This window comes from Orbaceae bacterium BiB (assembly GCA_036251205.1).
Taxonomy (GTDB): domain Bacteria; phylum Pseudomonadota; class Gammaproteobacteria; order Enterobacterales; family Orbaceae; genus Orbus; species Orbus mooreae.
Genome location: CP133958.1, coordinates 1,747,243 through 1,760,485 on the forward strand (window position 1 = coordinate 1,747,243; position 13,243 = coordinate 1,760,485).

A 13,243-nucleotide genomic window follows, 5' to 3' on the forward strand; every position below is an offset into this window, starting at 1 on the left:
CCGTATTTTCTATCACTTTATCCTAAAAACTCATAAGCTATTATCGAAATCACAAGATATGAGCTTTTAGGAATTTAGTCTCAACGATGAGGAAGATTTTAGTAATCTCCTAGGCTACGATAAAGTCATCAAACACTCATACATATAACAGAGGTTAATAACGATGACAGCTCCTAAAATTACCTTTATCGGCGCAGGCTCAACTGTATTTGTAAAAAATATTTTGGGTGATATTTTTCACCGTCCTGCACTTAAAAATGCACACATTGCTTTAATGGATATTAATGAAACACGCCTACAAGAATCAGCTATTGTTGTAAAAAAATTAATGCAATCAGCTAGAGCAACAGGGCAAATTAGCTGCCATACTAATCAGAAAGAAGCCTTAGAAAAATCAGATTTTGTCATTGTGGCTTTTCAAATTGGTGGGTATGAACCTTGTACAGTGATTGATTTTGACGTATGTAAACGTCATGGATTAGAACAAACTATTGCTGATACTTTAGGGCCTGGTGGAATTATGCGCGCATTACGTACAATTCCACATTTATGGAAAATTTGTGAAGATATGACTGAAGTCTGCCCTAAGGCCACTATGCTAAATTACGTCAATCCAATGGCGATGAATACTTGGGCAATGTATGAAAAGTATCCGCATATCAAACAAGTGGGTCTATGCCATTCTGTCCAAGGAACAGCCGAAGAATTAGCTAGAGATCTGGATATTCGTTATGACGATCTTCGTTATCGCTGTGCGGGTATTAACCATATGGCATTTTATCTTGAAATTGAGAAAAAAGATGACCAAGGTCATTACCATAGTATTTATCCAGCCTTACTCTCTGCATTTGAAAAAGGCCAGGCACCAAAGCCAAATCCACATGGCAACCCACGCTGTAAGAATTTAGTACGTTATGAAATGTTTAAAAAATTAGGCTATTTTGTAACTGAATCATCCGAACATTTTGCCGAGTATACACCTTATTTTATCAAACCTAACCGACCTGATTTAATCGAACGCTATCAAGTTCCATTGGATGAGTATCCAAAACGCTGTGTAGAGCAGATCGCGAACTGGAAAAAAGAATTAGCTGAATATCAAAATGCAGAACGTATTGATATCAAACAATCAAAAGAGTATGCAAGTACCATAATTAACTCAATTTGGACTGGCGAACCTAGCGTTATTTATGGCAATGTTAGAAATAATCATTTGATTGATAATTTACCAGAAGGTTGCTGTGTTGAAGTCGCCTGTTTGGTTGATGCCAATGGAATTACACCAACCAAAGTTGGAAAATTACCAAGCCATTTAGCTGCGCTCATGCAAACTAATATTAATGTACAAACATTAGTTACAGAAGCTATTTTGCGCGAAGATAAAAATAGTGTCTACTACGCAGCATTACTTGATCCACATACAGCAGTGGTATTAAGCATTGATGAAATTTATGCCTTAATTGATGACTTAATTGGTGCTCATGGTGATTGGCTACCAAGCTGGCTACATCAGTAATATAATATTGATGTTAAAGCTATCCATTTGGCGGGCTTTAACATCTACCCCCTTAGAGAAGGTGACTTTTTACCTCAATAAAGGTGATTATTCTGCAATGTTCAAAGAAGATAAGTCATTGATAATATATTTTGTATTGTCTATATCACAATACAAAATATCGTTCTCACTTTATCTGAATGTCATAAATACAAACCAAAAATTAATACCTAAAAACTTACCATGCCAAAATGACCAATAAACGACCAAATAGCCTTACAAAAGCAAACAAAAAGATCATCAAAACTATTCGCTTTAACCACTTAAATTTGATAGGATTTGCGCAATAAGTCAACATATTGGAATATGTTTATGTCAAAAAATCTTTATCCGTTATTTGTGCTGTTAACACTCCTATTTGTACGCCCTGTTTATGCAACAGAAGAATCTAAAAATGACATACAAACCATTATATCGGCTGCCGAGCAGGGAGATACCGAATCACAATTTAGTTTAGGTGTTATATATCATGATGGATTAGGGGTGGAACCAAATTATGCTGAGGCGTTAAAATGGTATACCCTAGCCGCCGAGAAAGGTGATACTTTTGCACAAAATAATCTCGCTGTTATGTATAATCTGGGACAAGGCGTAGAGCAAAATAGCGCGGAAGCGTTGAAATGGTATACCTTAGCCGCGAAACAAGGCAATGCATCGGCACAATATAACTTAGGCGATCTTTATTATCATGGTCGAGGTGTCACTCAAGACTATATAGAAGCCTTTAACTGGTATATTGAAGCTGCCCAACAGGGAGATTCAAGTGCTCAATATAGCTTAGGTAACCTCTATTATCGAGGACAAGGAGTTACACAAGATTATGATAAAGCGATCAAATGGTATGCTCGAGCCGCAGAACAAAATAATGCCGATGCCCAAAATAATCTAGGAATAATGTATAGTAGCGGGAAAGCAATTAAACAAGATTATACTGAAGCATTAAAATGGTATTTTTTAGCAGCTAAACAAGGCAATGCATCAGCGCAAAACAATCTTGGCATTATGTATGCAAATGGTCTTGGTGTAAAACAAGATTATGCTGAGGCAATACAGTGGTATACCTTAGCAGCTGAACAAAATTATCCATATGCACAATATAGCCTAAGTATTATCTATCAAAATGGTTTAGGCGGAACAAAAGATTTAGCTCTCGCAAAAAAATATGCTAACGAGGCATGTGATAATCATGATCAAGCAGGCTGCGATTTATTTAATAAACTTGAGCAAGAGTGAAACGGCTAAGCAAATTACTGTTGTAGCAAAATAAGGGCGAATATTAATTCGATTAATCAAAAATAGCAGCTTATAACAAGACTATTAGTGAATAAATATCCGCCTTATGTACTGGATTTAAGATTTACGGACTCTTAACGTTAAACCTTTGAGGAAATTTCGTAATAGTTGATCACCACATTTACGATAGTTTTTATGATCCGCTTTGCGGAAAATAGCACTTAACTCAGGTTTGGAAACTCGAAAATCTACCGATGAATAAATATCAAGAAGATCTGTATCTTTTAATGCAAATGCGGCACGCAGTTTTTTCATCACAATATTGTTAGTCATCACCGGTTCGATCTCTGGCGCAGGGAAACGATCATCTTTACCTCGACGGAAAAAAATTAAACCATTTAAAAAATGAGCCATAACATAGTCTGGACACTCCTTATAATCCGCATCATCTTCCGCTTTTAGCCAACAGGTCATATCTGTAACATCAACCTCAATGCCTGCTAGCTTAACAACTTCAACCATTTTCGAATCATTTAGACCAAGCATATAACGAATACTACGTAGTGTGTAATTATTTACCATAACAGATTCCAAGTGTTACTACCTTATTTTGCCCGCTATACTACCGTGGAATGCTTATTTAGTTAAGTAAAATAGCACAATAGAAAACCACAGGAGACAAAACTGAACAATCTGTTAATAATGAATCATCAATTATAATGCGACAATTCGTTATAATATTGATGTAAATTAACATTCTAGTGAAAAAACTGATAGCCTTCCTATTCGTCTCTCAATTTATTATTATATCCGATAATTATTAAAATACCTCAATAATGGTGAATCAAAAACAATTACAACCCTGGCGAAAGAAATTCACCACTCTCCCCCTCTGTCAGTAATATTATTAAAGAGATGTCAGCGCAGGGTTTTATTGATGAAAAAGCGGATCCATCTGATGGCCGTAAAAATTTCATCACATTATCAAACAAAGGATATGATGTTTCGAATCAATTAGTTGAGCAGTATGCGGATGTAACATCTGCCATCAATAATATTGCTAAACAAACAACACACAATTTATAGCAAGCCATTGAAGAGTGGGAATTTCCTGTTAGCAGAAAAATCATTATTCAAACGTGTCGAAGAAGAAAAAAAACATCGTGAAAGCCAAGAGGTCGACATTATTAATTACCAACCAATTTATCAACATATATTCCAATCTCTAAATGAAGCATGGATTAGTCGCTATTTTGAAATGGAAGAAGCCGATCATAAAGTACTTGCCGATCCTCAACAATCAATCATCAAAAATGGCGGCTATATTTTTGTTGTCTTATATAAGCAAGAACCTGTTGGGGTATATGCACTATTAAAAATGTCAGATCCCGATTATGACTATGAATTAGTGAAAATGGCAGTTTCATCAACTGCTCAGGGTAAAAATATTGGCTTTCTATTAGGTCAAGCAGCGATTAAAAAGGCTTTGGAGCTAGGCGCTAATAAACTGTATTTAGAGAGTAATACAATGTTAAAACCAGCTATAAATCTTTATCAAAAATTAGGCTTTAAAAAAGTTGTACGAAATTATACACCATACCAACGTTGTAATATTCAAATGGAGTTATCATTGAAGAAGTAAAAAGAAAGATATTAAGCATATCTTTAAAATTTATGATGATATGCTATCTGATAATTCAATAACTGATAAGATAGCATATCAATAAAGATCATTGGTTAGGCAGAGAGATGCTGATATAAGGTAAAAGCACCAATAAAGATGAGTACCAATCCGCCAACTAATTCAGCTTTTTTACCGACAAAACAACCGATTTTTTTACCTAGTAAAATACCAATAGTCACCATAATACAAGTTGCCAGTCCAATCATACCAGCAGCAAAGACAATATTTACCGATGCTAAAGCTAAGCCAACACCGACAGCAAAGGCATCAATGCTAGTTGAAATTGCAGTCAAAACCAGCATCACCATCGAACCTTTGAGTGACTCTTCCTGACAAGCTTGTTCTTGTTTAAGGCTGTTATAGATCATACGTAACCCTAAAAAGAGCATCAATAGGAAAATTATCCAGTGATCCCACTCCTCAATATACTGCACCGCAATATAGCCTAATAGCCAGCCTAAAATCGGAGTAATTGCTTCAATAAAACCAAATAGTACCCCCACTTTTAATGCATCAATAAATTTGGGTACCTGAAGTGAAATACCTTTGCATACTGCAACTGCAAACGCATCAGTTGACATTGCAAATGACAACAATAGTATTGCTAGAAAACTCATAACATATGCTCAATTTTATAATTAAAATAATTGTTATTAGTTAATAACGGTTAATAACTGTTAGTAAATAATTTGTAATTCTTAAGTCGCCTTTTTGCTCATATAGGCGAGCTGTATTTTCAACGTGTTTACGTCTTGTTGAATCATAGCTAAATAATGTCTTAAAAGCATTATCAGCTCGTATGGTATCATCATGTTGAATAGCACAATACCCCATCTGCTCTAAACCATCTATCTTCCATCGAGGTTTATTGAGCTCAATTGCCTGAGTATAATGTGCTATCGCTTGTTCATAATGATTTGTTGCACATAAAAAAGAACCATAATGGATCTGATATAGACCATTATTTGGCTCCATTTCAGTGATAGCCTGATAAATCATTTCGGCTTCTTGATACTCACCAACATGTTGATCAAAAAGCGCCATTCCGAGCATGACATTCGGATTATTAGGTGAATACTGATTAGCAAGGGTTAAATTATAGTGAGCTAATTTAATCTCTTCACTCGTTTTGTCAGTAGGATCTTTGGCTTGAGCTAAATAACCTAATCCAACCTTTAACCTAGCTAATGCTGCTTTTTCAGGATTAAATTCCTGCTGTTGCTGATCTGTAAACTGACAAGCACTTAACATCGATAATGATAAAATTCCGATTGCAATATAAAGAGTAGCTTTCAACATGATACCGTTACCTTGTATATTTACTGCCGAACATCAATTAAAGATGGAGATAAAGACGACTTAACTAGTTTTGTTCGTTTAGTTCTGTCAATAACATCTCCCGCTAATTGCCCACATGCAGCATCAATATCATCACCGCGTGTTTTACGCACAATAACAGTAAAACCATACTCCATCAAGGTTTTCATAAATCGATCAATACGAGTATTTGAACTCCTCAAATATGGGGCTCCAGGGAACGGATTCCAAGGAATTAAGTTAATTTTACACGGTGTATTTTTTAAAAATTGAGCGAGCTCTTTAGCGTGCTCAATACCATCATTGACTTGATTAAGTAATACATATTCGATGGTTACTTTACCGTGATTAGCATTTGATACAGCCAGATAACGATGAATTGAATCACGTAATGTGGCCATATTATACTTATCGTTGATCGGCATAATCTGACTACGAATATCATCATTAGGTGCATGTAGAGAGATTGCTAAAGCGACGTCAATCATACCCGCAAGTTTATCCAATGCAGGAACAACCCCTGATGTTGATAACGTCACACGACGTTTTGATAAGCCATAACCAAAGTCATCTAACATAATTTCCATTGCAGGAACAACATTAGCAATATTAAGTAATGGTTCACCCATTCCCATCATCACTACATTGGTAATTGGACGATCAATTAGTTTACCTGTAACACCAATGATTTTTGAAGCACGCCATACTTGACCGATAATTTCAGCGACCTTCAAATTACGATTAAAACCTTGTTGTGCAGTTGAACAGAATTTACACTCTAATGCACAACCAACCTGTGATGAAACACATAATGTTGCTCTATCCTTTTCAGGAATATAGACACTTTCAATCAGCTGATTATTACCGACATCCATTGCCCACTTAATCGTCCCATCAGAAGAACGTTGTTCTTGAGCTACTTCTGGCGCTTTAATCTCAGCAATCTCTTTAAGCTGATCGCGTAATTTTTTATTGATATCGGTCATCAAATCAAAATCATCATAACCAAATTGGTAGATCCATTTCATGATTTGATCGGCACGGAATGGCTTTTCACCTAAACTTTTAAAAAACTCACGTAGATCTTGACGGGTATAATTTAAAAGATTGATCTTTTCTGTAGTAGGTTTTTCGATCAAGACGGATGAAGATAGCGAATCGCAAGTTTCGCTCACATTGATTGTTTGCATAATTGGTACATAGCCTCGTTTTTACACATTACGGCAAAAATAATAATGAAATTGTATAATAAAATATGAAGAGCGATTATACTGGTTTTACTTTTATCTGGCTAATCATATCTTAATATTTAAGATTAATATCACATGAAAAAAATTGTTTTATTTATGTTATTCACTTTATCAGCTACCGCTATGGCAAATTCAGTGCCATTAAATAAGTTAATTGGACAATTCAATGAGAAAAAAGATAGTGATTTTATCTCATTAGATTCGACCGTGCTCCCCGTAAATAAAAGTGGCATGTATTTGCAAAAAGAGCCAACACAGCAATTAATAAAAGCTTATCAAGATTTTAAAAAACAGTATCCGAATATTCCATTTGTCATAGTCAGTGCGACTCGTAATTATTCTTATCAAAATACAATATGGCAAAGAAAATGGAACGATTTGATGCCTAAAATCAAAAATGAACAGCAAACAGCGCTGAATATTTTGCAGTATTCATCGATGCCAGGTAGTTCAAGACACCATTGGGGAACTGACTTTGATATAACGAGTCTCTCATCAGATTATTTCAAAAATAATCCTCAAGGTAAAATTTTACATCAATGGTTAGAAGAAAACATGCCTAAATATGGATTTTGTCGACCATTTAATGAGGGACGTAACGGAGGTTACCAACCTGAAGAGTGGCACTGGTCATATAAACCAATTGCCAAAAATTATCTTGCTCAATATCAAACCGTACTGCAAAAAGAGCCTGAAAAAATCATGGATAAGCTAAATTTTGCAGGCCACAATAAAATAACTCTACAGGCGTTTTTACAAGAGTATGTATTGGACGTAAATAGCGATTGTTATAAAGAGTGATTAAGGGCGCCAATAAGGTAGCTTAATCGTAATAATAAGCCCGCCAGTATCTCGGTTATGGGCTTTTATAGTACCTGTGTGCATAACGATACTCTTTTTAGCAATAGCTAATCCTAAACCATAACCTTTACCTAATTCTGGTGACTGTATACGTACAAATGGTTCAAAAATGGTAGAAAGTTTGTAATCATCAACACCCGGCCCATGATCACTAACATCTATCTGTAAAAATCTACCACTCTCTTTTAATGAAACTTCAACTTTTTGTCCTGGCTTAGAAAAACGGATCGCATTACGAATAATATTCTCGACAGCTCGACGGATCTGTTCAGCATTACCTTTAATAATAGAATGGATAATCAATGTTGGAACAAAAGTCACTTGTATTTTCTGCGGCTCAGCTTCATATTTTGCATCCTCAACAATGACGCTAATTAACTCTTTCAAATCAAAATATTCATCTAATGGATTCATGATTTCAGAGCGAGAATAGGTCAAGATCTCACCAATTAACTTATCTAATCGTTCAGATTCAAGTTCTATTCGCTGTAATGAGTTACCAATATTTTGAGTATTTTGCTGAGCAATACCAATTGCAAGTTGCAAACGAGCCAACGGTGTACGTAGTTCATGAGAAACATCATGCAATAATGCCTGTCGATCTGAAATAAGAATATTTAACTGCTCAACCATTAAGTCAAAGTCATGCGCTAATTCTGCAAGCTCATCATGACGATTTTTTAACTTATCAAATAAACGAACAGAGAGATCGCCTTGAGATACTCGATGAAAACCTTTTCGAATCAGCTTTAATGGCCGAGTTAAATTCCATGCCAAAAATAAGCTAAAAATAAGACCGCCAGTAATTCCCATCAAAAACATAGGAATTGGCATATTAAAAATCATTCCCCGATCATAATTTGTTTCAGGATCTTTAAATGAAATTAGGTATGAAATACCATCAGGTGCTGTTGCAGTCTTCTGATAAACAAAATTACCATTACTTGCACTACTAGTAGACAATTCAATATCAGAATCTTGAACTTTGAATAACGATATGGAAAAACAACTACGTTCTGGCTCTGGTAAATGAGAAATGAAATTAACGGCCTCTTGTTCACCTGATATCTGCAATAGCTGTGCAATCATTTCAACTTTAGTTGGAATATGATAAAAAGTCTTAGTATCTCTTGTTTCGAGATAAAAGCTAATACCGATCCAAGTGAGCTGAAATGTCAGATAAAAAATTCCCCAAAATATAATGAGAATTTTCCAAAATAGCCGTCTGCTCATAGTAGCTTACGATCTAATCCTATATCCTACCGCTCTTATTGTTTCAATAGTCACGGCATCTTTAGTCAACTGGTGCAATTTTTGACGAATATTGCTGATATGAACATCAACACTACGGTCATAAAGCTCCCTTGCTCTTCCTAAACCAGCTTCAGAAAGCTCTTCCTTGGTCACAACTCTCTCTTGATTTTTAACTAATAAAGCAAGTAAGTTAAACTCAGTTGATGTCAATTCAATAGTAACATCATTCCAGCTACATAACCGTTGAGGAATATCCAGTATTAAATTATTAAATTCATATTTTTTATTACTTGTTTCAACTGGACCTAGAGATGGTTGATCATCAACACGACGTAAAACAGCTCTTAATCGAGCAAGTAGCTCACGCGGATAACAAGGTTTAGGTACATAATCATCAGCTCCTAATTCTAGACCAAGAACACGATCAATATTATCACCTTTAGCTGTTAACATTATGACAGGTACTTTTACTGACTGACGGATACTTTTTAAAACATCAATTCCGTTAATATCAGGTAACATAACGTCTAAAATTATAGCCTTAAACTTACCTGATAAAGCTTCATCAATACCTTCCTGACCAGTATGAACTACCTTTACTTTAAAGCTTTCATTGGTTAAGTATTCACTTAACATTTGAGCAAGCTCAACATCGTCGTCAATTAATAGAATATTTATCATAGGGATTCGCACAAATAATTAATTTACAGGAGATTGTTACATATAACCTAATGAAGGTAAACAAATTGATAAAGAAAAATTCAATTTTTTATCAAAAATCAAAATAAGAGAACTGCAAATACAAAAAAACCCGAACATAGTTCGGGTTTCTGTTTTATTTAATAGTCTGGCGGTGACCTACTCTCACATGGGGGGACCCCACACTACCATCGGCTTCACGGCGTTTCACTTCTGAGTTCGGCATGGATCAGGTGGGTCCACCGCAACATCGCCGCCAGACATAACTCTGTCTCGCTTTCTAACAACTAGAACAAGCTTTTTCTCTCAACTCGCGATTTTAAATCCAAAACAACTCTAAGTTGTAAGGTTAAGACTCTCGGTTCATTAGTATCAGTTAGCTCAATGTATCGCTACACTTACACACCTGACCTATCTACGTCCTAGTCTCGAACGGACCTTACAAACATATAGTCTGGGAAAACTCATCTCAAGGCTAGTTTCGTGCTTAGATGCTTTCAGCACTTATCTATTCCGCACGTAGCTACCGGGCAATGCAATTGGCATCACAACCCGAACACCAGCGGTGCGTTCACTTCGGTCCTCTCGTACTAGAAGCAAACCCTCTCAATTTTCCTACGCCCATGGCAGATAGGGACCGAACTGTCTCACGACGTTCTAAACCCAGCTCGCGTACCACTTTAAACGGCGAACAGCCGTACCCTTGGGACCTACTTCAGCCCCAGGATGTGATGAGCCGACATCGAGGTGCCAAACACCGCCGTCGATATGAACTCTTGGGCGGTATCAGCCTGTTATCCCCGGAGTACCTTTTATCCGTTGAGCGATGGCCCTTCCATTCAGAACCACCGGATCACTATGACCTACTTTCGTACCTGCTCGAGCCGTCACTCTCGCAGTCAAGCTAGCTTATGCCATTGCACTAACCTCCTGATGTCCGACCAGGATTAGCTAACCTTCGTGCTCCTCCGTTACTCTTTGGGAGGAGACCGCCCCAGTCAAACTACCCACCAGACAGTGTCCGCAAGCCCGATTCAGGGCCCTACGTTAGAACATCAAACATTAAAGGGTGGTATTTCAAGGTCGACTCCATGCAAACTAGCGTCCACACTTCTTCGTCTCCCACCTATCCTACACATTAAGGCTCAATGTTCACTGTCAAGCTATAGTAAAGGTTCACGGGGTCTTTCCGTCTTGCCACGGGTACACCGCATCTTCACGGCAAATTCAATTTCACTGAGTCTCGGGTGGAGACAGCCTGGCCATCATTACGCCATTCGTGCAGGTCGGAACTTACCCGACAAGGAATTTCGCTACCTTAGGACCGTTATAGTTACGGCCGCCGTTTACTGGGGCTTCGATCAAGAGCTTCTCCTTACGGATAACCCCATCAATTAACCTTCCAGCACCGGGCAGGCGTCACACCGTATACGTCCACTTTCGTGTTTGCACAGTGCTGTGTTTTTATTAAACAGTTGCAGCCAGCTGGTATCTTCGACTGACTTCACCTACGTCCGCGTGGGATTTCAATTACCATCAGCGTGCCTTCTCCCGAAGTTACGGCACCATTTTGCCTAGTTCCTTCACCCGAGTTCTCTCAAGCGCCTGAGTATTCTCTACCTGACCACCTGTGTCGGTTTCGGGTACGATTGCATGTAACCTGAAGCTTAGAGGCTTTTCCTGGAAGCAGGGCATCAATTACTTCAGCACCTTAGTGCCTCGTCATCGCATCTCAGAGTTTTAGTGACCGGATTTGCCTAATCACACCCCTACTTGCTTAACCCGGGCTCCTTGCGGACCTATCCCGGTAAACCTAGCCTTCTCCGTCACCCCATCGCAGTCACATCCAGTACGGGAATATTAACCCGTTTCCCATTAGCTACGCATCTCTGCCTCGCCTTAGGGGTCGACTCACCCTGCCCCGATTAACGTTGGACAGGAACCCTTGGTCTTCCGGCGTGCGGGCTTTTCACCCGCATTATCGTTACTTATGTCAGCATTCGCACTTCTGATACCTCCAGCATCCCTCACAAGACACCTTCTACGGCTTACAGAACGCTCCCCTACCCAATATGTTATTTACACACTGCCGCAGCTTCGGTGCATAGTTTTAGCCCCGTTACATCTTCCGCGCAGGCCGACTCGACTAGTGAGCTATTACGCTTTCTTTAAATGATGGCTGCTTCTAAGCCAACATCCTAGCTGTCTAAGCCTTCCCACTTCGTTTCCCACTTAACTATGACTTTGGGACCTTAGCTGGCGGTCTGGGTTGTTTCCCTCTTCACGACGAACGTTAGCACCCGCCGTGTGTCTCCCATGCTCAACTTGTCAGTATTCGGAGTTTGCATCGGGTTGGTAAGCCGGGATGGCCCCCTAGCCGAAACAGTGCTCTACCCCCAACAGTTATACATGAGGCGCTACCTAAATAGCTTTCGGGGAGAACCAGCTATCTCCCGGTTTGATTGGCCTTTCACCCCCAGCCACAGGTCATCCGCTAATTTTTCAACATTAGTCGGTTCGGTCCTCCAGTTAGTGTTAACCAACCTTCAACCTGCCCATGGCTAGATCACCGGGTTTCGGGTCTATACCCTGCAACTTAACGCCCAGTTAAGACTCGGTTTCCCTTCGGCTCCCCTATTCGGTTAACCTTGCTACAGAATATAAGTCGCTGACCCATTATACAAAAGGTACGCAGTCACACCATAAAGATGCTCCCACTGATTGTACGTACACGGTTTCAGGTTCTATTTCACTCCCCTCGCCGGGGTTCTTTTCGCCTTTCCTTCACAGTACTAGTTCACTATCGGTCAATCAGGAGTATTTAGCCTTGGAGGATGGTCCCCCCATATTCAGACAGGATACCACGTGTCCCGCCCTACTCTTCAAGCTTCCACTTCATGCATATTCATGTACGGGACTATCACCCTCTATCGTGTACCTTTCCAGATACTTCCATTTACACATCAAGCTACCCGCTTTGGGCTCCTCCCATTTCGCTCGCCGCTACTTTGGGAATCTCGGTTGATTTCTTTTCCTCGGGGTACTGAGATGTTTCAGTTCTCCCGGTTCGCCTCATTAATCTATTTTATTCAACTAATGATAGTGCATTATTGCACTGGGTTTCCCCATTCGGACATCGACGGCTATAACGCTCTTTACCAGCTCACCGTCGCTTTTCGCAGATTAACACGTCCTTCTTCGCCTCTGATTGCCTAGGCATCCACCGTGTACGCTTAATTTCTTAACCTTACAACTTACAGTTGTCTTGGCTTTTTCAATTTCGCTTGTTTTTTTCTCTTTCTATTTCAACATCAACGTGAAATCATTCACATCAACGCCTCCATAAAACGAGAACTCGTTTCTTTTCAGCTTGTTCCATTTTGTTAAAGA

11 protein-coding genes and 2 rRNA genes are annotated in these 13,243 nt (G+C 38.7%); 5 read left to right on the forward strand and 8 right to left on the reverse strand.

Annotation, left to right across the window (positions count from 1 at the left end):
- Positions 1-163 precede the first annotated feature (163 nt).
- Positions 164-1,516 (forward strand): alpha-glucosidase/alpha-galactosidase, encoded by a 1,353-nt coding sequence (locus RHO11_08195; protein ID WVD60481.1) that lies wholly within the window; start codon positions 164-166, stop codon positions 1,514-1,516.
- A 351-nt stretch (positions 1,517-1,867) separates the two neighbouring features.
- On the forward strand, positions 1,868-2,788 hold the full coding sequence (locus RHO11_08200) for a tetratricopeptide repeat protein (protein WVD60482.1): 921 nt from the start codon (positions 1,868-1,870) through the stop codon (positions 2,786-2,788).
- Positions 2,789-2,905: 117 nt separating this feature from the next.
- On the opposite strand, the gene RHO11_08205 is transcribed toward RHO11_08200, so the two are convergent.
- The gene (locus RHO11_08205) at positions 2,906-3,370 is read right to left on the reverse strand and encodes a DUF1456 family protein (GenBank protein ID WVD60483.1); all 465 of its coding nucleotides are present in this window, start codon (positions 3,368-3,370) and stop codon (positions 2,906-2,908) included.
- Positions 3,371-3,691: 321 nt separating this feature from the next.
- On the opposite strand from RHO11_08205, the gene RHO11_08210 reads away from it, so the two are divergent.
- Positions 3,692-3,874: a MarR family winged helix-turn-helix transcriptional regulator gene (locus tag RHO11_08210; protein ID WVD62872.1), complete on the forward strand. Its 183-nt coding sequence runs from the start codon at positions 3,692-3,694 to the stop codon at positions 3,872-3,874.
- A 7-nt stretch (positions 3,875-3,881) separates the two neighbouring features.
- Positions 3,882-4,430, forward strand: coding sequence for a GNAT family N-acetyltransferase (locus tag RHO11_08215; protein ID WVD60484.1), 549 nt, complete (start codon positions 3,882-3,884; stop codon positions 4,428-4,430).
- A 95-nt stretch (positions 4,431-4,525) separates the two neighbouring features.
- Here the strand turns inward: RHO11_08215 and RHO11_08220 are convergent, their stop codons facing one another.
- The 3 genes from RHO11_08220 to RHO11_08230 are packed head-to-tail and all read right to left on the reverse strand — an operon-like array spanning position 4,526 to position 6,979.
- Entirely contained in the window at positions 4,526-5,089 is a 564-nt protein-coding gene (locus RHO11_08220; GenBank protein ID WVD60485.1) for a manganese efflux pump MntP family protein, read from the reverse strand.
- A 40-nt stretch (positions 5,090-5,129) separates the two neighbouring features.
- Positions 5,130-5,771, reverse strand: coding sequence for a hypothetical protein (locus tag RHO11_08225; protein WVD60486.1), 642 nt, complete (start codon positions 5,769-5,771; stop codon positions 5,130-5,132).
- A gap of 20 nt (positions 5,772-5,791) precedes the next feature.
- A complete protein-coding gene (locus RHO11_08230; GenBank protein WVD60487.1) occupies positions 5,792-6,979 on the reverse strand; it encodes a bifunctional tRNA (adenosine(37)-C2)-methyltransferase TrmG/ribosomal RNA large subunit methyltransferase RlmN in 1,188 nt (395 codons plus the stop codon).
- A 135-nt stretch (positions 6,980-7,114) separates the two neighbouring features.
- On the opposite strand from RHO11_08230, the gene RHO11_08235 reads away from it, so the two are divergent.
- The gene (locus tag RHO11_08235; protein WVD60488.1) at positions 7,115-7,840 is read left to right on the forward strand and encodes a M15 family metallopeptidase; all 726 of its coding nucleotides are present in this window, start codon (positions 7,115-7,117) and stop codon (positions 7,838-7,840) included.
- Here the strand turns inward: RHO11_08235 and RHO11_08240 are convergent, their stop codons facing one another.
- From RHO11_08240 to RHO11_08255, 4 genes are all read right to left on the reverse strand, one after another.
- A complete protein-coding gene (locus RHO11_08240; protein WVD60489.1) occupies positions 7,841-9,133 on the reverse strand; it encodes an ATP-binding protein in 1,293 nt (430 codons plus the stop codon).
- A 6-nt stretch (positions 9,134-9,139) separates the two neighbouring features.
- A complete protein-coding gene (locus tag RHO11_08245) occupies positions 9,140-9,835 on the reverse strand; it encodes a response regulator transcription factor (protein ID WVD60490.1) in 696 nt (231 codons plus the stop codon).
- A 164-nt stretch (positions 9,836-9,999) separates the two neighbouring features.
- Positions 10,000-10,114 (reverse strand): 5S ribosomal RNA (gene rrf / locus RHO11_08250).
- An 84-nt stretch (positions 10,115-10,198) separates the two neighbouring features.
- Positions 10,199-13,100, reverse strand: a 23S ribosomal RNA gene (locus tag RHO11_08255).
- Between the last annotated feature and the right edge of the window lie 143 nt (positions 13,101-13,243).